This window comes from Hymenobacter sp. UV11 (assembly GCF_004684095.1).
In the GTDB taxonomy this organism is placed as follows: Bacteria; Bacteroidota; Bacteroidia; order Cytophagales; family Hymenobacteraceae; genus Hymenobacter.
The window spans coordinates 287,375-312,666 of record NZ_SRII01000002.1; the positions used below are offsets into that span (position 1 = coordinate 287,375).

Annotated in this window: 20 protein-coding genes and 1 tRNA gene; 9 read left to right on the forward strand and 12 right to left on the reverse strand. The window is 63.3% G+C overall.

Features of this window, described 5'->3' with window-relative positions:
• The first annotated feature begins 112 nt into the window (after nucleotides 1–112).
• Entirely contained in the window at nucleotides 113–904 is a 792-nt protein-coding gene (locus E4631_RS03785; protein ID WP_133659966.1) for an MBL fold metallo-hydrolase, read from the forward strand.
• A gap of 189 nt (nucleotides 905–1,093) precedes the next feature.
• On the opposite strand, the gene E4631_RS03790 is transcribed toward E4631_RS03785, so the two are convergent.
• The 4 genes from E4631_RS03790 to E4631_RS03805 all read right to left on the reverse strand — a co-directional run bounded on the left by E4631_RS03790 (nucleotide 1,094) and on the right by E4631_RS03805 (nucleotide 2,916).
• A complete protein-coding gene (locus E4631_RS03790; protein WP_133659965.1) occupies nucleotides 1,094–1,744 on the reverse strand; it encodes an Arm DNA-binding domain-containing protein in 651 nt (216 codons plus the stop codon).
• Between the two features lie 127 nt (nucleotides 1,745–1,871).
• A tRNA-Leu gene (locus tag E4631_RS03795) sits at nucleotides 1,872–1,953 on the reverse strand.
• A 27-nt stretch (nucleotides 1,954–1,980) separates the two neighbouring features.
• Complete coding sequence (locus tag E4631_RS03800; RefSeq protein ID WP_133659964.1) at nucleotides 1,981–2,529, reverse strand: iron-sulfur cluster co-chaperone HscB C-terminal domain-containing protein; 549 nt, start codon at nucleotides 2,527–2,529, stop codon at nucleotides 1,981–1,983.
• Between the two features lie 90 nt (nucleotides 2,530–2,619).
• Entirely contained in the window at nucleotides 2,620–2,916 is a 297-nt protein-coding gene (locus E4631_RS03805; protein WP_133659963.1) for a putative quinol monooxygenase, read from the reverse strand.
• A 124-nt stretch (nucleotides 2,917–3,040) separates the two neighbouring features.
• On the opposite strand from E4631_RS03805, the gene E4631_RS03810 reads away from it, so the two are divergent.
• Nucleotides 3,041–3,226: a hypothetical protein gene (locus tag E4631_RS03810; RefSeq protein WP_133659962.1), complete on the forward strand. Its 186-nt coding sequence runs from the start codon at nucleotides 3,041–3,043 to the stop codon at nucleotides 3,224–3,226.
• A 78-nt stretch (nucleotides 3,227–3,304) separates the two neighbouring features.
• Here E4631_RS03810 and E4631_RS03815 read toward each other — a convergent pair whose 3' ends face one another.
• Nucleotides 3,305–4,186 carry an S-adenosyl-l-methionine hydroxide adenosyltransferase family protein gene (locus E4631_RS03815; RefSeq protein ID WP_240734656.1) on the reverse strand — a complete coding sequence of 294 codons (882 nt, stop codon included), beginning with the start codon at nucleotides 4,184–4,186 and terminating at the stop codon, nucleotides 3,305–3,307.
• A gap of 140 nt (nucleotides 4,187–4,326) precedes the next feature.
• On the opposite strand from E4631_RS03815, the gene E4631_RS03820 reads away from it, so the two are divergent.
• Complete coding sequence (locus tag E4631_RS03820; protein ID WP_133659961.1) at nucleotides 4,327–5,403, forward strand: PhoH family protein; 1,077 nt, start codon at nucleotides 4,327–4,329, stop codon at nucleotides 5,401–5,403.
• A 61-nt stretch (nucleotides 5,404–5,464) separates the two neighbouring features.
• Here E4631_RS03820 and E4631_RS03825 read toward each other — a convergent pair whose 3' ends face one another.
• Nucleotides 5,465–5,791 carry a DUF3817 domain-containing protein gene (locus tag E4631_RS03825; RefSeq protein ID WP_133659960.1) on the reverse strand — a complete coding sequence of 109 codons (327 nt, stop codon included), beginning with the start codon at nucleotides 5,789–5,791 and terminating at the stop codon, nucleotides 5,465–5,467.
• A 214-nt stretch (nucleotides 5,792–6,005) separates the two neighbouring features.
• On the opposite strand from E4631_RS03825, the gene E4631_RS03830 reads away from it, so the two are divergent.
• Nucleotides 6,006–6,443 carry a GNAT family N-acetyltransferase gene (locus tag E4631_RS03830; protein WP_133659959.1) on the forward strand — a complete coding sequence of 146 codons (438 nt, stop codon included), beginning with the start codon at nucleotides 6,006–6,008 and terminating at the stop codon, nucleotides 6,441–6,443.
• Between the two features lie 6 nt (nucleotides 6,444–6,449).
• Here the strand turns inward: E4631_RS03830 and E4631_RS03835 are convergent, their stop codons facing one another.
• The 6 genes from E4631_RS03835 to E4631_RS03860 all read right to left on the reverse strand — a co-directional run bounded on the left by E4631_RS03835 (nucleotide 6,450) and on the right by E4631_RS03860 (nucleotide 19,019).
• Nucleotides 6,450–8,870 carry a sugar-binding domain-containing protein gene (locus E4631_RS03835; protein ID WP_133659958.1) on the reverse strand — a complete coding sequence of 807 codons (2,421 nt, stop codon included), beginning with the start codon at nucleotides 8,868–8,870 and terminating at the stop codon, nucleotides 6,450–6,452.
• Nucleotides 8,871–8,897: 27 nt separating this feature from the next.
• Nucleotides 8,898–9,920 carry a glycoside hydrolase family 43 protein gene (locus E4631_RS03840; RefSeq protein WP_205704200.1) on the reverse strand — a complete coding sequence of 341 codons (1,023 nt, stop codon included), beginning with the start codon at nucleotides 9,918–9,920 and terminating at the stop codon, nucleotides 8,898–8,900.
• Between the two features lie 58 nt (nucleotides 9,921–9,978).
• Nucleotides 9,979–11,553, reverse strand: coding sequence for a glycoside hydrolase (locus E4631_RS03845; protein ID WP_133659957.1), 1,575 nt, complete (start codon nucleotides 11,551–11,553; stop codon nucleotides 9,979–9,981).
• Between the two features lie 244 nt (nucleotides 11,554–11,797).
• A complete protein-coding gene (locus tag E4631_RS03850; RefSeq protein WP_133659956.1) occupies nucleotides 11,798–14,209 on the reverse strand; it encodes a TIM-barrel domain-containing protein in 2,412 nt (803 codons plus the stop codon).
• A gap of 126 nt (nucleotides 14,210–14,335) precedes the next feature.
• The gene (locus E4631_RS03855; RefSeq protein WP_133659955.1) at nucleotides 14,336–15,877 is read right to left on the reverse strand and encodes a RagB/SusD family nutrient uptake outer membrane protein; all 1,542 of its coding nucleotides are present in this window, start codon (nucleotides 15,875–15,877) and stop codon (nucleotides 14,336–14,338) included.
• Between the two features lie 22 nt (nucleotides 15,878–15,899).
• Nucleotides 15,900–19,019: a TonB-dependent receptor gene (locus tag E4631_RS03860; RefSeq protein WP_133659954.1), complete on the reverse strand. Its 3,120-nt coding sequence runs from the start codon at nucleotides 19,017–19,019 to the stop codon at nucleotides 15,900–15,902.
• A gap of 512 nt (nucleotides 19,020–19,531) precedes the next feature.
• Between E4631_RS03860 and E4631_RS03865 the strand changes: the two genes are divergently transcribed.
• The 5 genes from E4631_RS03865 (at nucleotide 19,532) to E4631_RS03885 (ending at nucleotide 25,216) form a co-directional block, all read left to right on the forward strand.
• A complete protein-coding gene (locus tag E4631_RS03865) occupies nucleotides 19,532–21,835 on the forward strand; it encodes a ComEC/Rec2 family competence protein (RefSeq protein ID WP_133659953.1) in 2,304 nt (767 codons plus the stop codon).
• Between the two features lie 171 nt (nucleotides 21,836–22,006).
• Nucleotides 22,007–22,810: an enoyl-CoA hydratase/isomerase family protein gene (locus tag E4631_RS03870; RefSeq protein ID WP_133659952.1), complete on the forward strand. Its 804-nt coding sequence runs from the start codon at nucleotides 22,007–22,009 to the stop codon at nucleotides 22,808–22,810.
• A gap of 120 nt (nucleotides 22,811–22,930) precedes the next feature.
• Nucleotides 22,931–23,407, forward strand: a complete 477-nt coding sequence (locus E4631_RS03875) for a sterol desaturase family protein (protein WP_133659951.1) — start codon at nucleotides 22,931–22,933, stop codon at nucleotides 23,405–23,407.
• 102 nt (nucleotides 23,408–23,509) lie between these two features.
• On the forward strand, nucleotides 23,510–24,496 hold the full coding sequence (locus E4631_RS03880; RefSeq protein WP_133659950.1) for a MerR family transcriptional regulator: 987 nt from the start codon (nucleotides 23,510–23,512) through the stop codon (nucleotides 24,494–24,496).
• Nucleotides 24,497–24,661: 165 nt separating this feature from the next.
• Nucleotides 24,662–25,216, forward strand: coding sequence for an RNA polymerase sigma factor (locus E4631_RS03885; protein ID WP_133659949.1), 555 nt, complete (start codon nucleotides 24,662–24,664; stop codon nucleotides 25,214–25,216).
• Nucleotides 25,217–25,292 lie beyond the last annotated feature (76 nt).

Below are 25,292 nucleotides of genomic sequence, written 5' to 3' on the forward strand. Positions count from 1 at the left end.
TTGTGCAGGGCAACTAGGTTATGGTCACGGTTTTCGATAGCGGCTACTGCTACGGGGCTTCCTGCTCCTGGAGCAATTCGCTAACAAGTCTTACTTAACCGGCAGAAAAACAATGAAATTCACGCTTCTCCTCACGGCCGCGCTGGCGGCTTTTGCGGTTCAGGCATCGGCCCAAACAGCCCCTGCCGCGGCCACCACGCTGCGCGCGGCCGCCGACCAGATTCCAACTAAAAAAGGTCCGCTCATGGTGCAGCCCATTACGCACGGCAGCGTGGTGTTTACCTGGAACGGCAAGACCATTTACGTGGACCCCTACGGCGGGGCCGCGGGCTATGCCGGGCTGGCCGCGCCCGATGTTATCTTCATCACCGATATCCACGGCGACCACCTCGACCCCCAGACGCTGGCGGGCCTCTCCGTAGGCAAGGCCCTGATGGTGGTGCCCCAAGCGGTGGCCGAAAAGCTGCCCGCCGAGTACAAGCCGCAGGTGCGCATCCTGCGCAACGGCCAGCGGCTCGATACGCTGGGCATGAGTGTCTCGGCCATTCCGATGTACAACCTGCCCGAAGCCGCCGACGCGCCGCATACCAAAGGCCGGGGCAACGGCTACGTGCTGAACCTGGGTGGCAAAAACGTGTACCTGTCCGGCGATACCGAAGACATTCCCGAGATGCGCGCCCTCAAGGGCATCGACGTGGCGTTCGTGTGCATGAACCTGCCCTATACCATGGACGTGGACCAGGCCGCGCAGGGCGTACTGGCCTTCAAGCCCGGCATCGTGTATCCGTACCACTACCGCGGCCAGAACGGCTTGAGCGACGTGGCCAGCTTCAAGAAGCAGGTGAACGCGGCCAACAAGAAGATTGACGTGCGGTTGCGCAACTGGTATCCGGCGGCCCAGTAAGCAACGCCATAAAATAAGAACGTCCTGCTGAGCAGCTGGCTTAGCAGGACGTTCTCGTTTTCCTGTTGCTAAAACAGTCCCAAGCGCTACTCGGCTAAAGGGCAGGCAGATGACGTAGTAGTTCGGCCGAAAAGTAAGTTTTTCGCTCGTTTACCTCTCCGGCTGTTTCGCTGCACACCTAGCCAGGCACTAATGGATGAGTGCCAAACGGCGGGTGCGCAAAGTGGGCAGGAGCACAAACATGGCCACGACCCGTGACCCAAAAAACGCCACATAGGCTAGTGCCGTCCACAACTGGGTATGCAGCAATGGCAATAGGGTTGTGCGGTACTGCACCAAGGTGTACAGCAGCATGGCGATTTGGCCGAGCACAAATAGCCATTTAACCAGCGTCACGCCGCGGCGGATAGCGTAATAAAACCCGCCAAACACCACGTAACTCACCAAGAGCAGGCCCAACGTCGAGGGCTTGTGGAGCGCCCCACGCATTGTCCACGCGCTGTCGACGAGGGCCACTGCCAAGCCAAAGAACAAGATATTCGAGGCGAGAATTTCGAGGCGACGCGTCGCAATAGGGTCCATGCAGGTGAGGCAATAGGTTTGGCCAAATATAGGCCGCTTGGTCACGCGCTCCGCTAAGGCATGCAGCGTATCATTCGCATCCTGGCAGCCCGTGAACGATTTGCGAAACTTGCCTTTTTCTTCTTGCCATTCGGCAGCCGTGCACCGCTCCCGGGTACTAATGCGCAAACGCGGGCCATCGAAGTAGGCCCGCAGGTGCACCAAGCAGCGCCCGGCGGCATCAGCCTGGTCAGGCCGCCGCTCAAATTTGATGGTCATAAGTAGGGGCGTACTCCGCGTAGTAAACCGGTTTACGACCCGTGGTGCACCAAACGCAAAAACCCCCGAAAAGTGGCTTAAACTATGTTTAAAGCTACTTTTCGGGGGTTCCTGTTGTACTTCCTAGTACCCGGAGCCGGAGTCGAACCGGCACACCTTGCGGTAATGGTGTTTGAGACCATCGCGTCTACCGGTTCCGCCATCCGGGCAAGAACGATTCCGCTGGTGCCGGTAGGTCACGAGCGGGCCGCAAAGGTAGCCAATTGCTGGCGAAGCCGCAACAGGTAGCGCTTTTTTAGGTAATACGTCTTCACTTGGGCCAGGGCAGCGGGGCGATGGTCGGCGGGCAGGCCGGCGTAGCCAGCCAGAACCGGCTGAATGCCAGCATCGAGTGTGTCGGCCAGGGCGGTTACCTCCGTTTCGAGCGTGGCCGTGGCGGCGGGGTCGGGCTCCATTTCCAGCTCCATCAGCTGCTCGTTGAGGTCCATTACTTCCATTAAAAAATCTGATGGAAGCTGGTTTTGAGCGCTGCCTTCTTCGAGTAGGCCGTGCTGGCTGAGCAGGTAGGCCATGCGAGCGTCGGGGGCGGCGAGGGTACGGTAGGCGTCGGTGTTTAGGGTGCTCAGGCGCAGAGCCTCGGCCTGGGCGGCGGGAGTGTCTTGGGCGTGGAAGTCGGGGTGCAGCTCGCGGCTGAGCTGGTAGTATTTGGTTTTGAGGGCGGCCTCATCGAGTAAAAAGCCCTCAGGCAGGCCGTAAAAGGCGAAGTAGTTGGGAGTAGCAGACATAAAGAAGGGCCAGGGCGCCTAAGCTGGCACCGGGATAAGTAGAGAATACAGCGTGCGTGGGCAATAGGTTGGCAAGTCGGGTTGCGCCGCCTACCCCTGCTCAGCCGCCCGAACCACCGAAAATGCCTGCGCCGGAGCCGCGAGCAGCCGCTTGGTGGCGGGCCACACCTCGCCAAAAAGTGCCGAGCGGCGGTAGGCGTTCAGGGCGGCGGCATCGTCCCAGTGGCTGTAGGTGCAGTAGGTGTGCGGTTGGTCGGCATCTTGCCACAGCTCGAGGTGGTGGCAGCCCGGTTGCTGCCGGATGCGGGCTTCGGACTGGCGAAAGAGGACCAGAAAATCGGCCACTCGCTCGGGGAGCAGGGGTAGGCGCACAATGCGTAGTAGCATTAACTAATTGATTATAAAATGCTTGAATGAGAAAGTGAGCAGGCAGTGCTAAGCTCAACCTTAACCCTGGAGCCGGGCTGGGCGTAAAGGTGAACTTCTATTTCCTCAACCAGCACTTTTTCCTATGCGCTACGCTCCCCGTGCCCTCTGGCTGGCGGCTCCGGCCCTCACGGCCCTGTCGCTACTCGCTTCTTGCAGCGACCAACCCAAAGCCACTGATACCGAAAACACGGCTGTGGTCGTGCCCAGTGAGGCTACTTCCGCTTCCGATAGCTCGGCCGTGACGGTCGATTCGACCCAGATGAAGTAAGCCGCCACCCGTAGTTTGCTCTGGCCCCGACTGCTCTTGCAGCCGGGGCTTTTTGTTCAGCACGGCCGCCCTACCCCCTCACTCGCTCGCGAAGCGCACATCGACCTGCGAGTCGAAGTACAGGCCCAGCAGCTCGCTGGCGTGGCCCTGGTTGATGGCCACGCATAGGCAACCCTGGGGGTTGAAGGTGCACACGATTTCGCCGGGCGGGGCGGCGGCGAAGTGCGGGCGCAGCTCGCGCACCACCTCGCGGCCAAAGTGCACGGCCGCTGGCCGGCCCCGGCCCACCACCTCCACAGCCTCGCGCGAGATGTTGGTAATCAGGTTGCCAAAGTGGTCCACGTGCACCACGTGGCCCGTCACGCGGTTGTCTTGCAGGCGCACCTGGCGGTTGGTGAGCACGTAGGGGTCGGTGGCGGCGGGGCCTAGGCCGCTCAAGGGCTGGCCCTGGGCCAGGCGCACGGCGGCGGGCGCCAGCACATCGCGCGTGGGGTTGAGCGAGCCGGCGCCCGGCAGGGGGGGGAGGGCCGGGGCCACCGCACTCAGCCGCACCAGCTGGGCGGGCACGCCGTCGCAGAGCAGGGGTAGCAAGCCATTGTCGGCGGCCACGAAGTAGTGGCCCTCGTGCTCGGCGGCGTGCCAGGCGGGCGTGGCCACCGCGCCGGCGGCGCTGGCCCCGTAGTCGCTCACCGTGATGAGGTGGGTGGTGCCCGGCGGGAAGTCCCGAAACACGGCCCGCAGCACGTGCACGGCGTGCGCAATGTTGTAGGGCTCCACGCCGTGGGTAATGTCCATTACCGGCAGGGTAGGGGCCAGGTGCAGCAAACGGGCCTTGAGCGCGGCCACGTAGTGGTCGCGATAGCCAAAATCCGTAAGCAGTGTCAGTACCCCCATGCCCGCAGTTGCCAGGTTCTTCGTAGTATTGTTGAGTAACAAGCCGGCCGGTCGGCGCGGCTGCAAAAGTAGCCCGGTTTTCGGTAGTCGGCCGGGAGTATTTTGCCCGTTGGCTTGTTGCACACTTAATGCCAACTGGCTGCGCACTGCGGCCGGTCACTACGCTTACCGGTCTTTTTTCTCTCCCTCTCCTCCGCTTTTCCAGTTTGGTCGAAAAAGTCATCACCCTCGAAAATGTGTCCCTGGTTGACTTCCTGGGGGCCGATAATCAAAATATTCGTCGTATTTCGGCTGCTTTTCCGGGCAGTAAAATCATCTCCCGGGGCAACGAAATCAAGATTCAGGGCCCCACCGAAGTCATCTCGCGGGTCAACGACATCCTCAGCTCCTTGCTGGAGCACTACCACCAGTACGGCGCTATTACCGACCGCGACGTGAACCAGTACCTCTCCGCCACCTCCGAGGAGGCCGAGGGCCGGGTGCTGGCCGCCTCGCCCGACGTTATCCTGTTCGGGGCCAAGGGCGGCGTCATCAAGGCCAAAACGCCCAACCAGCAGAAGCTGGTGGATGCCGTGATGAAGCACGACCTCACCTTCACGCTCGGCCCCGCCGGCACCGGCAAAACCTATATCTCGGTGGCGCTGGCTGTGCGAGCGCTTAAGAATAAGGAAGTTAAGAAAATCATCATCTCGCGCCCCGTGGTGGAGGCCGGCGAAAGCCTGGGCTTCCTGCCCGGCGACATGAAGGAGAAGGTAGACCCCTACCTGCGCCCGATTTATGACGCCCTGGAGGACATGATTCCGGCCGAAAAGCTGAAATTTTACCAGGAAAACAAGATTATCGAAATTGCCCCGCTGGCCTACATGCGCGGCCGCACGCTCAACAACGCCTTCGTGCTGCTCGACGAGGCCCAGAACACCACGCCGAGCCAGATTAAGATGTTCCTGACCCGCATGGGCCCCAGCGCCAAGGTGATGGTGAACGGCGACCGCAGCCAGATTGACCTGCCCACCCGCCAGAAGTCGGGCCTGATGCAGGCGCTTGATATTCTGAAGGATATCCCCGGTATCGGCTACGTCGAAATGACCGCCGACGATGTGGTGCGCCACCGCCTGGTAAAAGACATTGTACTGGCCTACGACAAGCACGACGTGGCTGAGCAGCGCCGCGAAATCGAGTACAAGCAGCGCCGCCGCGAGGGCAACGACCGCAGCAACAGCCGCCTACCCCCCGTGGAGCTCGACGATGCCGAACTGCCCGTGAACCACGAGCAGGCACTGTAAAACGCAAAAATCCCCGACCCAGCGGCCGGGGATTTTTTTTGCGAAAAAGGGGGGTAGGGCCCTACGCTGGCTGCGCCGCGCCGCCGCGCGCATCGGGCTGAAACAGCCGCCGCTCGGCCCAAAACGCCCCGAACGGCACCACCGACAGCAGCAGTCCCAGTCCGGCCTTGCCGATGGACCAGCGCTGCGCAAAGGCGTTTTGAATCAGCAGTAGCACGTAGGCCACGAAAAGCACGCCGTGCACCATGCCCACCACGCGCACCGCCGCCGGCTCGTGCGCCAGGTATTTCAGGGGCATGGCAATCCCCAGCAGCACCAATAGCGACGCGCCTTCCAGAATGCTGACCGCACGCAAGCGAGCCAGGGGCGTGAGTAAAAAATTAAACATAACTAATTGATTGAAAAGAAATTAATAAATACTAAATGAGTGGCAAAGCTACGCCATAGTAGTGTGGCGCCTAGCAAGTCAGAGCCCAGGCTTACTGCAAAATAACGATAAGCTCGGGCGCAGCGGGGCCGGCGCCCTACCCCCCTCAGGAATGGCTGGGCAGGCAGCGCGCCGGATATTTGTGCCCTCACTTCTGCTGTTCTGCCCTCCGGCCATGACTACTGTTGAAAAAATCACCGACCTACGCGACCTCGACGCGGCGTTCACTATTCGCGAAAAAGTATTCGTGGGCGAGCAAAACGTGCCCGCCGATGCCGAGTACGATGCCCACGACCGCGCCGCTACCACCCGCCACTACCTGGCCCGCGTGGAGGGTCAGCCCGCCGGCGCCGCCCGCTGGCGCCCCACCGAAAACGGCGTAAAGCTGGAGCGCTTCGCCGTGCTGCCTGCCTTCCGCAACCAGGGCGTGGGCGATGCACTCGTGCACCGGGTGCTGGCCGACGTGCGCGCCGAAGCCCCCGATGCCGCTCAGGTGTACCTGCACGCCCAGCTGCGCGCCATCCCGCTCTACGAGCGCACCGGCTTCCACAAAGAAGGGGCGATGTTTGAAGAATGCGACATCCAGCACTACAAGATGGTGCTGGGGGGGTAGGGAAGGCTATTCGGCTCGCAGCTCCACCACCTGGCCGGCTAGCCCCGGCGCGGCTAGCGCCACCCGGATGGGCCCCGGCCCGGTGGCCTGCACGTACACCAGCAGCCGGCCCTGGTGGGCGCGGTGCTGCGGCGCGGTGGGTGCCTCGTGGCTGGCGTGGTCGCCGCTCTCAATGCCCAGCAGCCGGGCGGGGCCGCTCAGCGTCACAGTTACCTCGGGCGCGGCATCGGCCACTAAAACGCCGTTTTTGTCTTCCACGCGCACCTCTATCTGGGCCAGGCCGTTGGCCTTGGCGGCGAGGGTAGGGCGGTCGGGTAGAGCGCGCAAGGCCGCGGGGGCATCGGCGGTTTTGAGCATGGTTTCGCTCACGGCCTGGCCGTTGCGGTAGCCGGTGGCGCGCAGCTCGCCGGCGGCGTAGGGCACGTCCCAGGTGGGCAGGCGGCCGGTTTTGCGGCCCAACGACTGGCCGTTGAGAAACAGCTCGGTGGCGTCGTTATTAGTGAGAGCCAGCACGCGCACTTGGCTGGCGGCGGGCCAGTTCCAGGTGGGGGCGCTGCGCGGAATGCGGCCGGCGCGGGCGCCGGCGGCCGGCACCTCGGTGGTCGCCAGCGAGAGCATGGTCGCGCTGGTCCACAGGCTTTGGCGGAAATAATACTCGGGCTTGGGGAAGCCGGCCAGGTCGAGCAGGCCCGCGCCGTTGCTGCGCTGGGGCCACCGGCCGGCCTCGCCCAGGTAGTCGATGCCCGTCCACAGGTACTGCGCCGATACGTAGGCATTGGAGTCCACGGCGGCCCAGGCGCTAGGGGCCATGCCGTTTTCGCTGCCGTAGATGATGCGTTGCGGGTAGGTTTTGTGGTCCTCGGGGTAGCGGAATTCCTGGTAGTTATAGCCCACTACATCGAGGGCGGCGGGGTAGTCGGTGAAGTTCGACATCACCACGCCGGCCAGCGCCGCCGTGATGGGCCGCGAATTATCAGCCTGCTTGGCCACGGCCACCAGGCGGCGGGCCAGGGGCCCCATCTCGGCGGCCGGCGGGTGGTCGGGCAGGTAGCCTTTGCCGTAAATCTGGGGGTTGCGGCCGGTGTTGAGCACCTCGTGCGAGTAGGGGTCGTTGGGGTAGTCGATTTCGTTGCCGATGCTCCACATAATGATGCTGGGCCGGTTGCGGTTGCGCCGCACCATGTCGCGCAGGTCGCGCTCGCCCCATTCCTTGAAGTACTCGTGCGAGCCATTTTGGCTGGGGGTGCCCACGTTCCAGCCGGCCACCCACTTGTTTTTGCCGCGCTCCCACTCGTCAAACGCCTCGTCCATCACCAAGAAGCCCAGTCGGTCGCAGAGGCGGTAGAGGTAGTCGGCGTGCGGGTTGTGGCTCATGCGCAGCGAGTTGCAGCCCACGGCTTTTAGCGCTTTGAGGCGGCGCTCCCATACTTCGGGCGGCACGGCCACGCCCAGGGCCCCCGCATCGTCGTGAATGCACACGCCCCGCAGCTTGGTGGGCTGCCCGTTCAGGAAGAAACCCTGGTTGGCGTCGAAGCGCAGGGTACGTACGCCCACTTCCTCGGTCAGTTCGTCGGTGGGCCGGCCCGCCACGGCCAGGCTCACCCGCAGCTTGTACAGGTTGGGGTGCTCAGCCGACCACAGCGCGGGGTTCTTGAGGAGCAGCGTGAGGCGCGCCGCACCGCTGGCGTTGGGCTTTACCTGCACCACTTGCTTGGCCGTGGCCACGGCCTGGCCCTTGGCATCCAGCAGCGTGCCCGTGACGGTGACGGCCGCCGCCGTGGCCGCGGCATTGGTCAGGTCTACCGTTACCTGGCCGGTGGCGGCGCTGGCCGACACCTGGGGGGTAGTAAACCCTACCCCCCATTGGCTGATGTGCACCGGCGCGGTGGCCAGCAAATACACGTTGCGGTAGATGCCCGAGCCGGTGTACCAGCGCGAGTCGGCCACCTCGCTGTGGTCTACTTTCACGGCCAGCACGTTGGGGCCGCTGGCCTTCAAGTACGGCGTCAATTCATACTGAAACGAGGCGAAGCCGCTGGGCCGCTTGCCCAAAAAGTGCCCGTTCAGCCACACCTCGCTGTTTTTATAGACCCCATCAAAATACACGAACACATTCTTGCCCTGGTAGCCCGCGGGCAGCCCAAACGACTTGCGATACCAGCCCACGCCGCCTGGGAGGTAGGCCGTGGCGCTGGCCCACTGCTCACTGAAGGGCCCCTCAATGCTCCAGTCGTGGGGCAGCGTCACGGCCCGCCAGGCACGGTCGTCGGCCGCCGGGCGCTCGGCGCCGGGCGCGTCGCCGCGGTGAAATTTCCAGTTGTCATTAAACAGCTGCTGCTGGCGTTGGGCCTGGGCGGGGGGGTAGGCCAGCAGCCCGGCCAGGGCGAGCAGGAGGGCGCGGCGCAGCAAGTAAAAGGAGAAGGTCATCGGTGGAAAGGGGGGTAGGGGTAGAAATTAGGGACGGTAAGGCTGGCCAATCACCAGCTTGTCGCCTGACAAGTCGGCCTCGAACAGGTGCGGCACGCGGTGGTAGTTACCCTTGATATCCAGGTGGCTGTGCAGCACTAGCAGGTCTTTGCCCTCGAAGGTGCGGAAGAGCATGCCGTGGCCGTAGTTGGGCGGTGTGATGGGGGTAGGCTCCTGGCGCCAGGGGCCGGCCAGCGTGCCACTGGCCGAGTAGGCCACGCCCTGGGTGTACACGTCGTAGACCCAGCTGGTCCAGAGCATACCGAGCCGCCCGGTTTGAGTGTGAAACACCCAGGGGCCGTCGGTCACTTTGTTGGGGCGCGGCGGGCCGGTGCGCGGGTTTTCGCGGCTCCAGGGCGAGTCGCTGGCCCGAAACAGCACCTGCGCGGGGCCCTGCGTGCCGCGCAGGTCGGGCTTCAGGGCGATGCGTTCCACCGTACCGTTCTGATTTTGCAGCCACTCGTGGCAGTACACCAGGTAGGGTTGCCCGTCCTTATCGACCCAAAACGTGCCGTCGAGCGTCAGCTTGTTGGCCGGCAGGTAGGTGGCATCGCCGAAGGGGCGGTAGGGGCCCGTGGGCTGGTTGCTCATCAGCACGTGGGTGGCGCGGCGCTCCAGCGGGTGGCCCTGCACGGTGTCGGCGGTGAGGGCGTGGTTGGTGAAGGTGGCGAAGTAGTAATACTTGCCGCGGTAAGCATGGATTTCGGCGGCCCAGATGCTGGGCTTGGGGCCCATCCAGGAGGCCGGGTCGGGCTGAGCCACCGGGGTAGGGCCGTCCCAATAGTTCAGGTCGCGGCTCTGCCACAGCAGCCCGCCGGTGCCGGTCATGTAGTAGGTATGCGTGCGCGCATCAGCCAGAATAAACGGGTCGCTGAGCCGGATAGAATCCAGCGGCACGTGCTGGCGCCGGGCTGGCACCGGCTGCTGGGCCGCCGCCATGGGCAGCTGCCCGCCGCCGAGCAGCGCCCCGGCCAGCAGGCTGGTTGGGAGTAATTTCCTGGAAAAGGTCATGGGTGGGAAAAGGAGGGGTAGGAAATAAAAAACGGGCTCCGCGAGCAGACCCCGCCGGCTAGCGCAGCGCGCTCACCAGCGTCGTAACCGAGCGCGGGGCCACGTGCAGCACGCCGCCGGCCGGCACCGGCGCACCGGGCGCCAGGTCGCTGGCGGCCGACGTTACGTAGGGCTGGCCGGCACCCAACTGGCCGCCGCTCAGCGCCAGGCGCAGCGCTGGCGCGGTGTCCGAGTCGTTAACAATCACCGTTATCAGTTGCCGGCCGTCGGCGCTGCGGTAGGCCGAAGCCAGGGGCTGGCCGACGGCCTCGGCGGCGTCGAGGCGGGCCGCCAGCCGCACGGCGCCGGGGCGCACAAAGCGGCTGTAGTTGCCCAGCGCCCACAGCATTTTGCTGGGGTAGAAATTGCCATCGGTCTGGTTTTTATCCACGTACACCAGGCCGTCCTTGTAGTTGTAGGGCGAGATGGCCAGCCACCACTGCCAAGCGGCGGCATTAGCCACGGCCAAGTCGGCGTGAATGGTGCGGGCCAAATACAGGGCCGGCGCCATACCCAGGTCGCGCGGCCCACCGTTGATTTCGCCCGCGTTATCGCCCAAAATGCAGTATTCGCTTTGCCAGAAGCTGAGGCCCGGCACCGCCGCCACCCCAGCCGCCAGCTGCCGGCGCGTGGCCACCGCATGGGGGTAGGGCGAGGTGGTAAAGTAGCTGTGCCCCGCAATGATGGGCGCCACCCGCGCCGTGCCGCCCAGGTAAGTCGGCGCGGTCTTATCGCCAAAAAACGCCCCTATCTGGTCGCCCCGCCCCGGCTTGTCGGCGTTAGTTAAGAGGTAGTCGAGCTTGCCGGCTTCGGCCACCAGCAGGCGGGTAGTGAGCCGGGCTTTCACCAAGCTGGTGCTCACGGCTTTGCTGATGCCGGCCACGTCTTCATTCTGGAAAGGCGTGCCCTCCTGGCCGCCGTCGCTCCAGTCCCACTGCGGCTCGTTCACGGGGCTGAGGTAGTCGAAGGTGATGCCCGTTTTCTGGCGCACGCCCTCGATAATGCGGGCGCAGTACTCGCCCAGGGCCCCAAACTTATCGGGCGCCAGGTTGGGCTGCTTGGCGGTGGCGTAGGCCTGGCCGTTGCGCGTGAGCGATACCGGCGGGCTGTTCAGAAACGCCAGAAACTGCTTCACGCCCCGCTGCCTGGCCGCCGCCATAAACCAGCGCTGGCCGGCCAGGCGGTTCCAGTCGTAGGTGCCGGCCGGGGTCAGAAACGACTCAGCCCGCCGCCACTCGTCCTTGATGCCGCTGGCCGCGCCCTGCTCGGCGCTGCCCGCCCCCAGGTTCACGCGCCACATACTCAGCCCGATGCCCAGCGGCTGCCCGCCGGGCCCTACCCCCTGGCTAAACAGCAAGTCGGCAATGGCTTCCTTTTTGGCCGCCGGCCACTGGCCCACAAACTGGCCGGCCCAGGCATCAGACGCCGCGAAGTTGGCGATGGTCTGATACGTCTGGCCGGCGTCGATGCGCACCGTGAGGGGGGTAGGGACCGATTGGCTGCGGGCCGGGCCCGCCAGCAGCAGCGCGGCGGCCAGCAGGCCGGGGCCGGCCGCGCCTACCCCCCGTTTCAAGAGCAAAGACAAAGAGCGCATAACGTGCAGGTTGCGAAAAGGGTAAAGCCTGTCGGCAAATGATAATTTTAGCACGGCTTTCAACTCAGTGCACGGGGCGGGCTGCCGGCTGTCCGCTCGTCGTTCGCACCGCTTGGTTGTCGTTCGCACCGCTTGTTCTGGCGACGAGCGGACAGCCGGCGAAAAGCCGGCAGCCCGCCCCAGCTAAGCTGCACCCCGAGCTGAAAACTGCGCTAGGTGGGGTAGTTAAAAGAGCCTGCCGCTTCTACAGCTTCACGGTTACTTGCTGGCCGGCGTAGGTTACCTCGCGGGCGGGAGCGTTTTCGTCTCCCAGGCCGGTGCCGTGCTGCACATCGACCAGCACCACCCGAAAGGTGCGACTGGCCGGCATGCCGGGGTAGGTGCCGGCGCGCTTGTCCAGCGTAAGGGTGCGGGTCTTGTCGCGCCAGCGCAGCCGGATGGTGGCGTAGGCGCCGTGCTCGTAATTATAGTTGTCGTTTTCGTCCTCGTAGAGCGTAAACTCGCCGTCGGCGCCGGGGTACACGCGCAACTCCAGTGGGGCGTCGGTCTTTTCGCCGGTGTACTGCTGCCGGGGCCCCAGCGGCAGCACCGCGCCGGCCCGCACGTAGAGCGGCAGCACGTCGATGGGCGTAGCGCGCTGCACGGTCTGGCCGCCCGCCTGGGGCTCGCCGGTCCAGAAATCAACCCACTTAGCCCCGGCCGGCAGGTACACCGGCTGGGTTTTGACCTGCGCAAAATCGGGGGTGCCGGGCACGTTCTTGTCGGGCCGCGTCACGTACTGCGACTCCGTGACGGGTCGCACCAGCAGCGCCGGCCCAAACATGTACTCCGAGCCCAGGTCCGTCACCTTGGGGTCGCGCGGAAAATCCATGGGTAGGGCGCGCATCAGCGTGCCGGCGTGGCTGGTCACGCCCCAGGTATTCGAGTAGAGGTAGGGCTGCAGGCGGTAGCGCAAGTGAATGAATTTTTCCAGCGCATCGTAGGCCCAGGTGCCTTTTTGGCCAAACTGATAAATCTCGCGGGGCGTGAACTCGCCGTGGGCGCGCATCATGGGCGTGAAGGCCGCAAACTGCTGCCAGCGCACAAACAGCTCCTGAAAAGCCGGGTCCTGCACACCCTTGGGGTACTGGCCCGACGGGAAAAAGCCGCCGATGTCGCTGTTCCAGTAGGGTAGGCCGGCCAGGCTCAGGCTGAGCGCGGCCGGAATTTGCTTGGCCAGCACGTCCCAGCGCGAGTCCACATCGCCCGACCACAGCATGGTGGCGTTGCGCTGCTGCCCGGCAAAGGCCGAGCGGGTGAGGATAAACACGCGCTTGTCGGCGGTGGTGGCCCGCTGGTGCTGGTACACGCCCTGCGTGGTCACGAGCGGAAAGGCGTTGCGCACCCGCCGCAGGCTGCCCAGCGGCGTGCGGTTGTCGTCGTCGGTGTCGAAGGGCTGAATCTGGTCGGGCTCGGTGGCGTCCATCCACCAGCCATCCATACCCAGGCTGAAGATATTCTTATTCAGGTAGTTCCAGTAGATGTCGCGGGCCTGGGGCGCGAAGGCATCGTACACCCGCACGTGCGGCGTGCGGGGCCAGGTAATGAAGTCGAAGAGCAGGCTGTCGCGCTGCAGCTCGCGGAAAATCTTGGTCTTTTGCCCAAACGAGGGCCACACCGAAATAATCTGGTGGGCGTGCAGCGCGTGCACCCGGCGCACCATGCCCGCGGGGGCGGGGAAGCGCGGGTTGCCAAACTCGGTCGAGTTCCAGAGGTCGTTGTTCTCGCCCCAGTACTGCCAGTCCTGCACAATGCCGTCGAGGGGCACGCCCAGGCTGCGGTATTTTTCCACTACTCCCACCGTTTCGTCCTGGCTCCGGTAGCGCTCCTTGCTTTGCCAAAAGCCCAGCGTCCAGCGCGGAAACAGCGGCGCCTGGCCCGTGAGCTGGCGGTAGCGCGCCACCACGCCATCGGCCGTGCCCTGGCCATTGAGCAAGTAGTAGTCCACGCAGTCGCCCACCTCCGAGTCGAAGGCCGCGCCCTGGTCGGTGTCGGCAAACTGCGTGGTCGAGTAGTTGTCCCAAAACACCCCGTAACCCCGGCCCGAGTGCAGCACCGGCACCGCAATGTCCATGTTGCGCTGCTTAAGTGTCACTTGCTTGCCGCGGTAGTTGAGGTGGCCGTCCTGGTGCTGCCCCAGGCCGTAGATGGCCTCGCCCGGCGCCAGCCGAAAAGCCTGCCGCACGCGGTAAGTGGCCGCGCCCAGGTCGGTTTTGGGCCGGAAGCGCAGGCTGCCGGGCTGCTCGCCGGCCAGCGGCTGCCCCTGCGCCGTGAAGAAGCTCACGAGGCCCGTTTGCTGGTTCACCCGCACCTGGGTGGTGGGGCTGGCCACCTGCACCACGCCGCCCCGCGCCTGGTAGCGCAGCTTGCCGGGGGTAGGGGCCTGCACCACCACCAGGCTTTCGTGCTGGCCGGCGGTGCCCTTGGGGTATTTCAGCACCCGCACAATGTCGGGGGTGTAGAACTGCACGCTCACCGTGAGCGAGTCGGTGTGCACCGTGAGGCCGGTGGCCGATTGCTGGTACTGCTGCGCCCGCGCTGGCAGGGTAGCGCCGAGGCTCAGGGCAACCGCCCAGCCGCCCACCGAAAGTAGGCTGATTTTGAGGGGGTAGGGCATGCGTAAGCGAAGTAAAAGCTTGGTGAGAAGTAAGTTGAGAGGCCCTGAAAAAAGCGGAGCCGACACGGCGAACCGTACCAGCTCCGCTCCTAAGCCTGGGGCAACTCAATCAAAAAAAAGGCCCGCCTAGTAGCCAGGGTTTTGCACCACCGTGCCGCCCGAGAGCTGAATCTGGGTGGTCGGAATCGGAAACAGATTGTTGGTGGCCGATACCAGGGGCTTGGTCTTGCCTTTGTCGTAGGGGTCGGTGCTGGTGGCCTGGGCGGCGTTGAAGGCCTGCATCACGGCCACCAGGCGCTTTTGGCGCACCAGGTCGTAGTAGCGGTGGCCTTCCATGGCCAGCTCGAGGCGGCGCTCCAGCCAGATGTCGCTGAGCAGCTGCGCGCCGGTCGAGGTGCGGGGCAGCACCGTGCCTGGGCTCAGACGGTTGGCGCGGGCGCGCACCAGGTTCAGCGAGGTGAGGGCTTTGGCATCCTGGCCCAGCTTGTTCGAGGCTTCAGCGTGCATTAGCAGCAGGTCGGCGTAGCGCAGCTCGAGGCGGTTGAGGGGCGAGTGGTTGCCCTCGTTGGCGGGGCGGTCGGCCAGGGGTAGGAACATCTTGCGGCTGATGCGGCCCGACTCATTTTCCGAAAGCTTGGTGTCGTATTTCGAGTAGTCGAAGTTGGCCGTTTTGGGCCCCACGTTGTCACCCTGCTTGATGATAGTCCACTGGCGGCGTGGGTCGTTGCCGAAGGCCTGCTCCAGGTTGCTGCTGGGCGTGTTGAAGCCCCAGCCGCCATCGGCGCGGCTGCGCATTACCACCGTGAGGTAGGTGCCGAGGTTAAAGGTCTGGTTGGCGTTGTAGTTGAGCTCAAAAATCGACTCCACGCCGTTGGGGTTGCTCACGCTCCACACCTTATCAAAATCGCCCAGGCTGTACTGCGCCGAGTTGATAACCAGCTCGGCCGCCTGCTGGGCCGGGGCCCACTGCTCGGTGTAGAGGTAAGCCTTGGCCAGGTAGGCGTTGGCGGCGCCCTTGGTGGCGCGGCCTTTGTCGATACTGAGGCGGGCGGCCTTCTCGGGCAGGGCGGCGGCGGCATCCTGCAAATCTTTGATAATCTGCGCGTAGCAATCGGCCGTTGAGGCGCGGCCAATGGCCATCGACTCGGCCGGCGACACCGGCGTGAGTACCAGTGGCACGCCGCCGTAGCCCTTCACCAGCTCAAAGTAGTTGTAGGCCCGGATAAATTTAAGCTCGCCCAGCAGCTGCTGTTTCAGCGCGGCGTCGATGGGCGCCTTGTCGATGCCCACGAGGCCGGCGTTGCAGTTGCCAATTGCTTGGTAGAGAAACGTATAGCGGTTATCAAACCACTCGTTATTGGGCAGCCAGAAAAAGCGGGCGAAGTCGCCGAACTCGCGCTGGTCGCCGGCAATGGCGTTGCCCTTCCAGGCATCGTCCGAGCCGGCGTCGCCAAACATCCGGCTGCGGTCGATTTTCCACCAGTCGTCTTGGTCCGAGAGGGCGTAGCAGCCCATCACGGCCGCCTTGCACTCGTCGGCGGTGGTGTAGTAGTTGTCGGTGGTTTGCTGGCCCTGGGGCGACACGTCCAGGAATTGATTGCACGACTGCACGCTGAGGCTCAGGCTCAGGCCCAGCGCCAGGGTAAAAATGCGGTTAGAATTCTTCATGATACTAGCGGGTGGGAACGAGTTAGAACGCGATGTTGGCGCCCACCAGGTAGGTGCGGCTGGTAGGGTAGTTGCCCAGGTCTACCCCCCGGTTCAGGGCCGAAGAGGCGTCGGTGTACGAGCGGCCGTAGCCGATTTCGGGGTCCAGGCCGCTGTACTTGGTGAAGGTGAACAGGTTCTGACCGCTCACGTAGAGGCGCAGGCTGGCCATGTGCATAGCGCTCGAAATGCCCTTGCCGAAGGTGTAGCCCAGCTGCAGGTTGCGCAGGCGGGCATAAGAGCCGTCCTCCACGTAGAAGTTGGAGAAGCGGGTCAGATTCTGGTTGTTGTCGTTGGCCGTGATGCGGGGCACCGTGTTGGAGGTGCCGGCGCCGTGCCAGGCCAGGTTTTCGAGGCCCGCAATTTTGTTGTAGTTGTAGCTGCCCGAATACCACCAGCCCTTGTTGGCGTTCACCACGTCGTTGCCGAGGCTGCCCACCAGCGAGGCTTGCAGGTCGAAGCCGCGGTAGCCCAGGTTCAGGTTCACGCCGAAGGTCATGGCGGGGGTAGGGTTGCCGATATACTTCTGGTCGTCGGCATTAATTACGCCGTCGCCGTTGAGGTCGGCAAACTTGAAGTCGCCGGCCACCGCGTTGGGCTGAATGACCGTGCCGCTAGCAGACTTATAGTTGGCTACTTCGTCGGCCGTTTGGAAAATGCCGTTGGTCTGGTAGCCGTAGAAGGCGCCCACGTTGCCGCCCTCTTCCGTCTTGGAAGGCCGCCCGAAGATGGGCGTGTTGCCCGAGTACAGGGCCTGGCCGTTGGCCAGCTTGTCGATTTTGCTGATGGCGCGGGTCGCGTTCACGCTCAGGCCGTAGGTGAAAGCTCCGGCGTTTTGGGCGTAGCCCACCGTGAAGTCGAGGCCATTGGTTTTCATGCTGCCGATGTTGGTCACCGGGCTGTTGTAGCCGTAGCCGGCGTGGCCCGGAATGGCCTGGAACATAAGCATGTCGGTGGTGTTGCGCCGAAACACGTCGAAGGTGGCCGTCAGCTTATTGCCAAAAAAGCCAAAGTCGGCGCCCAGGTCGTAGTCTTCTACCGTTTCCCACTTCACGTCGGGGTTAGGCACATTGCTCTGAATCACCGCCACCTGCGCCGTGCGGTCGTCGCCGGTCACGTAGTAGGTCTTGGCGAAGGTGCCGGTGTAGGCGGCGTTGGTGAGGCTGCTGATGTTCTGGTTGCCCACGCGGCCCCAGCTGGCGCGCACTTTCAGGAAGTTCATGGCCTCAAACGACTTCATGAAGTCCTCGTCGGTCACCAGCCAGCCCACCGACAGCGACGGGAACGTGCCGAAGCGGTTGTTGCTCGGAAACACGGAGGCCCCGTCGCGGCGCACGCTGGCCGAGAGCAGGTAGCGGCCCTTGTAGTCGTAGGTCACGCGCCCGATGAGCGAGGCAATGGTGTTGGTGTTGGTGTTGCCGTAAGCGCTGTAGTTGGCCGTGGCCGCGTCGAGGTAGCGCAGGCTGAAGGCGTTGCTCGGAATGGCCTGGCCCGAGGCCGACTCGTTGCGGTAATTAAACTTTTCGAACGTGGCCGCGGCCAGAGCCGTAAAGTTGTGGTCGCCCAGTGTTTTGCTGTAAGTCAGCGTGTTAGTGTTATTCCAGTAGATGTTCAGGTTGTGCTCACGCGTCACTGAGTTCACCTGGTTGCGCTCGTTGGCATCAATGGTGTAGAAGGGCGAAAACGCGTTGCGCTCGTAAAAATTGGTGTTCGTACCAAAGCGCGTTTCGGCAATCAGGCCCGGAATAAGCTCGTAGTTGGCGTAGATATTTCCCACCAAAAAGTACTGGTTGCGCTTGTCGTCGTTGCGCTCCACCACGGCCAGTGGGTTGCCGATGTCGGTGGGCGAAGCCCCGAAGTAGTCGTAGGGGTTGCCCGAAGTGCCCGCCACCCGCGCCGGCGTAATGGGGTCGTCGTTGTACGTATCCCGAAACAGGCTGCCGCTGTTGAGGTAGCTCTGGTTGGTCATCGACAGGTTCAAATCCTGGCCCACCTTGAGGTGCTTGGCGGCCTGGTACTGCGTCTTCACGCGCAGCGAGAGGCGGTCGAAGTCGGTGCCGCGCACCAGGCCGCGCTCCTTGTAGTAGCTCAGGCCAGTGGAGTACACCACCTTGTCGCTACCCCCCGACAAGCCGAGCGAGTAGTTTTGGGTGATGCCGCGCTGGGCAATCTGGTCCCACCAGTTGGTGGTTTGGGTGTACTGGTCGGGGTTGGTGTACACCGCGGCGTTGCCTGAGTTGGCGGCCGCCAGGTTCATAATGCGGGCATACTCGCTGGCCGAGGCCATGTTGGGCAGCCGCGTGGGGCTCGACACACCGTAAGTAGCATCCACCGTAATAACCGGGGCGCTCACTGAGCCCGCCTTGGTCGTAATCAGCACCACGCCATTGGCCGCCCGTGAGCCGTAGATGGCAGCCGAAGCCGCATCCTTCAGCACCGTGAGGGTAGCGATATCCTTCGGGTTGAGGTAGTTGATGTCGTTCACCGGCAGGCCGTCCACCACGTAGAGCGGGCTGTTGCCGTTGATTGTCGAGATGCCGCGGATGAGAATCTGGGGCTGGCTGCCCGGCTCCGAGCCGGCACTGACTACCGTCACGCCGGCCGCCTTACCCTGTAGCGCCGAGCCCACGTCGCTTACCGTCAGCTTGGCCAGCTCCGAGCCTTGCACCGTGGTCACGGCGTTGGTCACGGTGCGCTTTTCCTGCGAGCCGTAGCCGATGACCACCGCCTCATCGAGGGCCTGGGCGCTCACGGTTAGCCTCACGGAGAAGGTCGTTTGCCCGCTCACAGGCACCTCCTGGCGGTTGTAGCCGACCGAGGAAATAACCAGCGTGGGGCTGGGCGTGCCCTCCGGAATGCGCAGCGTGAAGCGGCCGTCACCGTCGGTAGTCGAGCCAATGGTAGTGCCTTTCAGCACGATGGTCACGCCGGGCAGGCCCACGCCTTTTTCGTCGAGCACCGTGCCGGTGATGGGCGTGTCGGCCACGGCCGGCCGCCGGGCGGCGGTAGGCTGGGCCGTAGGGCCAGCCTCCGGGGCCACGGGTGCAGCCGCTGCTACCAACGGCAGCAGAGCTCCACAAAGGAGTATTGATTTAGCCTGCATCAGCAAGAAAATAGTCGGCAGACCAAAGCCTGCCTGGGTGGGAAAAGTAAAATCAGCACGAAAAGCCGACAGGTATGCCCGGCCTCAAATAGCCGCATCAGGACCATTCGGAAAGTGGGGTAAAAGTACCGGCCGCCACCGGCTGCCGTAGGGTGCGTATCAAGCTAAAAGGGGGTGCAAACCCGGCAGCAAGCCAGTCGAAAAGGGGGTTATTTCGTCCTAAATAATGAATAAAAACTTAATAATAAGCAAGTTGTATGCTAATTGATGAGGTAAGGCATCTGACTGAAGCGTCCCGCTCACTGCTGGCGGGCTAGCCACGTTGCCGCTGGGGGAGGGGGGCAGCTGGTGAGCAAAGCGGCCGGGTTTTTGGCCCGTTTTTAGGGTGCGGCGGGCTCCGGCTGCGCACACTGCGCGCCCGGCGTCCTGCTTTGCAAGGCCGGGGTAGGGGGCGGCGCCGGCAACTCCTACTTTTCGGTGTAATATGCCGCAAAATTTGCCTATTCAACTCTATGCTTTCCTGGTCTTCGGTTCCCTTTTTGCGCGTGGCGCTGGCGTTTATTGGCGGCGTGGCGGGCTACCTCTACCTGGGCCAGGAATGGGGGGGTAGCGCCGCGCCGTGGGCGGCGGGGCTGGTGGTGCTCTACCTGCTGGGCTGGGCCGCGAGCCGCCGCCAGCCCGCCCCGGCCGCCACCGATGCCGTGGGCATTGTGGGGCTGCTGGCGGTGGCCGCCCTGGGCTTTGCCCGCAGCCAGGCCGTGACCGAAAGCCGCTGGCCCGACCACCTCGGCCGCTTGGCACCGCGCATCGAGTTTTACCGCGCCACCGTAGACGAGCCACCCGTGGTGCGGGCCAGCACCTTCGCCACCACCGTGCGGGTGCAGGCCGTGCGGGTGGCCGGGCGCTGGCAGCGGGCCAGCGGCGGCATCCGCATCAGCCTGCCCCGCCACGAAACCGCCGAGTCGGTACCCGCCCCGCGCTACGGCGAGGTGTGGCTGGTGCAGGGCACCCCCGAGCTGAGCAAAGGCCCCGCCAACCCAGGCGAGTTTGACTACCGCCGGTACCTGCAAACGCACCAGGTGTACCACTCCCAGTTTGTGCACCAAAGCCAATATAAAGTGCTGGGCTACGCGCCGCTGAGCCTGCCCGTGGCCATCAGCCAGCGCGCCGCCGCCGTGCTCGATGGCGTGCTGCGCCGCTACGTGCCCAGCCTGCGCGAGTACGCGCTGGGCACGGCGCTGGTGCTGGGCTTCAAGGACGATATCGACCAGGAAACCAAGCAGGCCTACGCCAACACCGGCACTACGCACATTATGGCTGTGAGCGGCTTGCAGGTGGGGCTGCTGTACGCGGCCCTGCAGTGGCTGCTGGTGCGGGTGCCGCTGGGGGGTAGCCCGGTGCGGCGCCGGCTGCTCACGGCCGGGCTGGGGCTGGCCCTCATCTGGAGCTACGCCTTCCTGACGGGCCTCTCGGCGTCGGTGTTGCGGGCCACGGTCATGTTCACCTTTGTGCTGGTTGGCCAGGCCTGGGAGCGTCAAAGTAGCCTGATTAACACCCTGAGCGCGGCGGCCTTTTGCCTGCTGCTCCGGAATCCCTACCTGCTCTGCGACGTGGGCTTTCAGCTCTCGTTTCTGGCGGTGCTGAGCATCGTGTACCTGCAGCCGCGCATCGTGCGCTGGCTCGACGCCCGCAACTTTTTCCTCGACCGCGTGCGCGGCTGGCAGGCGCCGGCCGTGCAAAGAAGCTGGCGCGCCGCCGCCTGGCTGGCCGATGCCGGCTGGCAGCTCACGGCCTTGTCCATCGCCGCGCAGGTGGCCACGTTTCCGCTGGGGCTGTATTATTTCCACCAGTTCCCATTCAACTTCCTGCTGTCCAACCTCATCGCGGTGCCCATTTCGAGCCTGGCCGTGTACGTGGGGGTAGGGCTGCTACTGGTTAAGGGCCTGGTGGCGCTGCCAGCTTTTCTGCTACCCCCCGCCGCCAACGCCGTCCTCGACTGGCTGCCGCGGGCGGTGGGCTACGTGTTTCAGGGCCTCATCTGGCTGTTTAATGAGTATATCTTCCTGATTGGTAGGCTGCTACCGGGCGCCGTGGTGGGCAGCGTGCACCTCAGCCACGGCCAGACGCTGCTCGTCTTTCTGCTCATCGGCGCGTTTTGCGTGTTTGTGGCCTCCAAAAGGCTGGCCTGGGCGGGCTGGTGCGTGGCGCTGCTGGCGCTCTACGCCGGCAGCCGGGTGGCCGAGGCGCGGGCCGTGGCCCCGGTGCGCGAGTTCGTGGTGTACAGCATTCCGCGCCGCTCGGTGGTGGGCTTCTGGCAGGGCGCGGCGCCCGAGTTCGTCACCGCCGACTCGCTGCCCCTCTCTGAAACCGAGCGTACCTACCGCCTGCGGCCCAGCCTGATACTGCGCCGCGTGCGCAAGCCGCGCTACTGCGTGGGCTGGCGCGGCGCCCGCGTGCCCGCCCGCCAAGTGGCCCCGCCCGACAGCCTCGAACGCACCTTTCGCTACCCGCCCGCGCCGCTGGTGCTGGCCCGGTGGCGCGGCCTGCGCGTGGCCTTCGTAAGCGGTAGCCTGCGCCGCTTGGCCGGCCCTACCCCCCTTTTGGCAGCCGATGTGGTAGTGCTGCGCCGCAACCCGCACCTGTACCCCGATGCGCTGGCCGCGCATTTCGGCGGCGGGGCGCGGGTCGTGTTCGATTCCTCTTGTAAGCGCTGGTACGTGGCCCGGCAAGCCGCGGCCCTGCGCGCCGCCGGCTTTCGCACCTGGGATGTGAACGAGCAGGGCGCGTTTACCTATGAGCTGCCCACGGAGAATTAAAAATCAAGAATGACAAATTAAAAATCCCAGTAGAGCAATTTTTAATTTGTCATTCTTGATTTTTAATTCCAGTCAAAGCAACTTCCTACCCCTCTTCAGCGAGTCTATAGAATAGTACGCTAACTTGTGGCGTTCAACCCGTACCGCTCTTTTTATCGTAATTAAATTATTATGACTGACCTCTCTCCCGAACTCGACACGCTACGCTTTCTGCAATACGAAGTGCAAGACCGCCTGGCTTACATCACGCTCAATCGCCCTGCTAAACGCAACGCGCTTAGTGCCAATGTGGTAACGGAACTAAAGCAGGCCTTTGAGCAGGCTGAGGCCGACGATAAGGTTAAAGTTATTATTCTGCGTGCTACCGGCGAGGTGTTCTGCGCCGGCGCCGACCTCAAGTATCTGCAAGAGCTGCAAGACAATACATACCAGGAAAACCTGGCCGACAGCACGCACTTGATGCAGCTGTTTCACCAGATTTATACGCTTAAAAAGCTGGTAATCGGGCAGGTGCAGGGCCACGCGCTGGCCGGCGGCTGCGGCCTGGCCGCGCTCTGCGATATCACTTTTGCCGTACCCGAGGCCAAGTTTGGCTACACCGAAGTCAAAATCGGCTTCCTGCCCGCCGTGGTGAGCGTGTTTCTACTGCGCCGCATCGGTGAGGCCCGTACCAAGCAGCTGCTGCTGAGCGGCGACGTGATTACGGCCCAGCAAGCCTTGGAATACGGCCTCATTACCTTCATCGCCGAGAAAGACCAGCTGGCCGACACCGTGCGCACCTACGCCCTGCGCCTGGCCCGCGAAAACTCGGGCCACAGCATCGAAATCACCAAGGAAATCCTGGCCCGCCTGCCCGAGCTGGCCCTTGAAGATGGCCTGCGCTATGCCGCCGAGCGCAACGCCGCCGCCCGCGCCTCCGACGACTGCCGCCGCGGCATTGCCGCATTTCTGAACAAAGAAAAGCTGGATTGGTAACTAACTGTCATTGCGAGCAACGCGAAGCAATCGCACCGAAACGATACGCGCGTCAGTCGTTCGGTCGTCGTTCAGGTGCGATTACTTCGCGTTGCTCGCAATAACAGATGCCTTTTTGCTATGAATCTTGTTATCGCCATTTCCATCACCCTCGCCACGTTTGCCTTCATGGAGTTTTGGGCGTGGTTCATGCACAAGTACGTGCAGCACGGGCCGCTGTGGGTGCTGCACCGCTCGCACCACGTGCGGCCCAGCCCGCGCCCGTTTGAGCGAAACGACTGGTTTTTTGTGATTTACGGCGCCATTTCGACGGTGCTGTTCCTCACTGGGGCCAATGGGCAGCGGTGGTGGTTTTGGGTGGGGGTAGGGATTGCCGCTTACGGCACGGTGTACTTTTTTGTGCATGACGGCCTCATTCACGGCCGCCTGCCCTTCTGGAAAAAGACCGACAACGTGTACCTGCGCGCCCTCAACATGGCCCACAAGATGCACCACAAGACGCAGGGCCGCGACCACTCGCAGGAGTTTGGCCTGCTGTGGGTGTCGCCCCGCTACCTGCGGCTGGCTCGCCAGCAGGCCGCCAAAAAAGTTGGTTGAGCGCCATTTAAAGGCAGCTGGCAAACTATTTGAAGGGTTTTTGAATTAATACCCTAGCAAACGTGGTGCAGATACAGAGCAGGTTATAACTTATTCTATTAGATGCTTCCCGCCGCTGGCCCCTGGTCGGGGCGGGAATTTTACCTATCCTTCCAAAAAAACAAACTAGTGGCGCATTATTCTATCAGCGATTTGGAGCAGCTCTCCGGTGTGAAGGCCCATACCATTCGCATTTGGGAGCAGCGCTACAACCTGCTGAAACCCAACCGGACCGCAACCAACATTCGCACCTACGGGGAAGCGGACTTGCGGCGCTTGCTCAACGTAGCCACGCTGTGCGCCCGTGGCCAGCGCATTTCGCAGGTGGTGCGCATGAGCGAGGAGGAGCGCCAGGCCGCCGCCCTGGCTTTGTGCAACGAAGTGCAGCCCACCGACGGCCCGCGCCTCAACGCCCTGCTCACGGCGGCCCTCGACCTCGACGAGCCCGCCCTGCACCGCCACTTCGACGAGGCCATTGGCGAGCTCGGCACCGAAGACACGCTCCTTCGCCTGGGCTACCCCCTGCTCCAGCGCCTGAGTGTGTCGTGGAAGGCTGGCTCGCTCAGCGTGGCCCAGGAGCGCCTCGTGGCCCAGCTGCTGCGCCAGGAGCTGATGGCCTCGGCCGACGCCCTACCCCTCATTCCGTTGGCGCAGGCCGAGGCGCCGCGCTGGCTGCTCTTCCTGCCTGAGGGCGAGTGGCACGAGCTGGCCCTGCTCTTTATGAACTACGCCCTGCGGGCGCGTGGCTGCCAGGTGCTGTACCTGGGGCCCAACCTGCCGCTGGTCGATGTAGTGGCCGCGGCCCGCACTTTCCGGCCTACCGTGCTGGCCACGGTACTCACCACTACCCCGGCCCGCAGCCAGGTGAAAAGCTATGCCACCGAGCTGCGTGCGCAGTGCCCCGAGGCCACCGTTATGCTGTTTGGAACGCTGGCCGTGCAAACTGAAGGGCTGCCCGAAGGCTGCCTGCCACTGGCCTGTCTGCATGAATTTCGCGATTTGATTCCGTATGTAAATCAGCGCGTTGAGGAGGAAGTAGCAGAAAAATAACATAGAAAACGCGTCTCTGAGAGGCGCGTTTGCGTAAGTAGGGGCGCCCGCCCGGCCAACTAATGTACGTATCTGAAATAGCTGAAAAAATAGCTGGCTTGGTACTGTAGTTTCCCGCTTGTGGATTATCTTTGTTTAAGATTCTGCTACGAACCCTTCTACAATATGACTTCTCTGGAATTCACTTCCCAAGTGCAGAAAATATCCTCCTCGCTCCGCCCGGTGGCCATGAACCTTACCCGCGATGCGGATGATGCGAAGGACCTGGTGCAGGAAACGTTGTTGAAAGCCCTGCTCAATAAGGATAAATTTAAAGCGGGTACGAACTTGAAGGCATGGTTGTACACCATCATGCGCAACACCTTCATTAACAATTATAACAAGATTACCAAGCGTAGTTCCAACATCGACTCGACGGAGTACTTCCAGTACTTCAACACCGATGAGAACTACATCACGCACAACGGCGCCACCACCGATTTTGTGGTGCGCGACATCAACGAGGCCATTGCCAGCCTGGGCACCGACTACCGCACGCCCTTCATGATGTACTACATCGGCTACAAGTACCTCGAAATTGCCGAGAAGCTGCAAATCCCGATTGGCACCGTGAAAAACCGCATTCACATTGCCCGCAAGGACCTCAAAGCCGCTCTCAAAGTGTATGCCCCCGCCGGCGCCGAACGTGCCAGCGCCGAGCTGGAAGCTATAGAGGAATAGGTTATCCTGCTTCGCAACAACTTGAACGCCCGCCGTTTCCACTCTGGAAACGGCGGGCGTTTGGCGTTTGGTCCCG

Excerpts from the sequence above, each read along its gene's own strand:
- E4631_RS03830 (WP_133659959.1), top strand. The coding sequence starts at position 6,006 with ATGACTACTGTTGAAAAAATCACCGACCTACGCGACCTCGACGCGGCG.
- E4631_RS03840 (WP_205704200.1), bottom strand. The coding sequence starts at position 9,920 with ATGACCTTTTCCAGGAAATTACTCCCAACCAGCCTGCTGGCCGGGGCG.
- E4631_RS03860 (WP_133659954.1), bottom strand. The coding sequence starts at position 19,019 with ATGCAGGCTAAATCAATACTCCTTTGTGGAGCTCTGCTGCCGTTGGTA.
- E4631_RS03875 (WP_133659951.1), top strand. The coding sequence starts at position 22,931 with ATGAATCTTGTTATCGCCATTTCCATCACCCTCGCCACGTTTGCCTTC.
- E4631_RS03870 (WP_133659952.1), top strand. The coding sequence starts at position 22,007 with ATGACTGACCTCTCTCCCGAACTCGACACGCTACGCTTTCTGCAATAC.
- E4631_RS03855 (WP_133659955.1), bottom strand. The coding sequence starts at position 15,877 with ATGAAGAATTCTAACCGCATTTTTACCCTGGCGCTGGGCCTGAGCCTG.
- E4631_RS03790 (WP_133659965.1), bottom strand. The coding sequence starts at position 1,744 with ATGACCATCAAATTTGAGCGGCGGCCTGACCAGGCTGATGCCGCCGGG.
- E4631_RS03835 (WP_133659958.1), bottom strand. The coding sequence starts at position 8,870 with ATGACCTTCTCCTTTTACTTGCTGCGCCGCGCCCTCCTGCTCGCCCTG.
- E4631_RS03810 (WP_133659962.1), top strand. The coding sequence starts at position 3,041 with ATGCGCTACGCTCCCCGTGCCCTCTGGCTGGCGGCTCCGGCCCTCACG.
- E4631_RS03825 (WP_133659960.1), bottom strand. The coding sequence starts at position 5,791 with ATGTTTAATTTTTTACTCACGCCCCTGGCTCGCTTGCGTGCGGTCAGC.
- E4631_RS03800 (WP_133659964.1), bottom strand. The coding sequence starts at position 2,529 with ATGTCTGCTACTCCCAACTACTTCGCCTTTTACGGCCTGCCTGAGGGC.
- E4631_RS03805 (WP_133659963.1), bottom strand. The coding sequence starts at position 2,916 with ATGCTACTACGCATTGTGCGCCTACCCCTGCTCCCCGAGCGAGTGGCC.
- E4631_RS03785 (WP_133659966.1), top strand. The coding sequence starts at position 113 with ATGAAATTCACGCTTCTCCTCACGGCCGCGCTGGCGGCTTTTGCGGTT.
- E4631_RS03885 (WP_133659949.1), top strand. The coding sequence starts at position 24,662 with ATGACTTCTCTGGAATTCACTTCCCAAGTGCAGAAAATATCCTCCTCG.
- E4631_RS03850 (WP_133659956.1), bottom strand. The coding sequence starts at position 14,209 with ATGCCCTACCCCCTCAAAATCAGCCTACTTTCGGTGGGCGGCTGGGCG.
- E4631_RS03845 (WP_133659957.1), bottom strand. The coding sequence starts at position 11,553 with ATGCGCTCTTTGTCTTTGCTCTTGAAACGGGGGGTAGGCGCGGCCGGC.
- E4631_RS03865 (WP_133659953.1), top strand. The coding sequence starts at position 19,532 with ATGCTTTCCTGGTCTTCGGTTCCCTTTTTGCGCGTGGCGCTGGCGTTT.
- E4631_RS03880 (WP_133659950.1), top strand. The coding sequence starts at position 23,510 with ATGCTTCCCGCCGCTGGCCCCTGGTCGGGGCGGGAATTTTACCTATCC.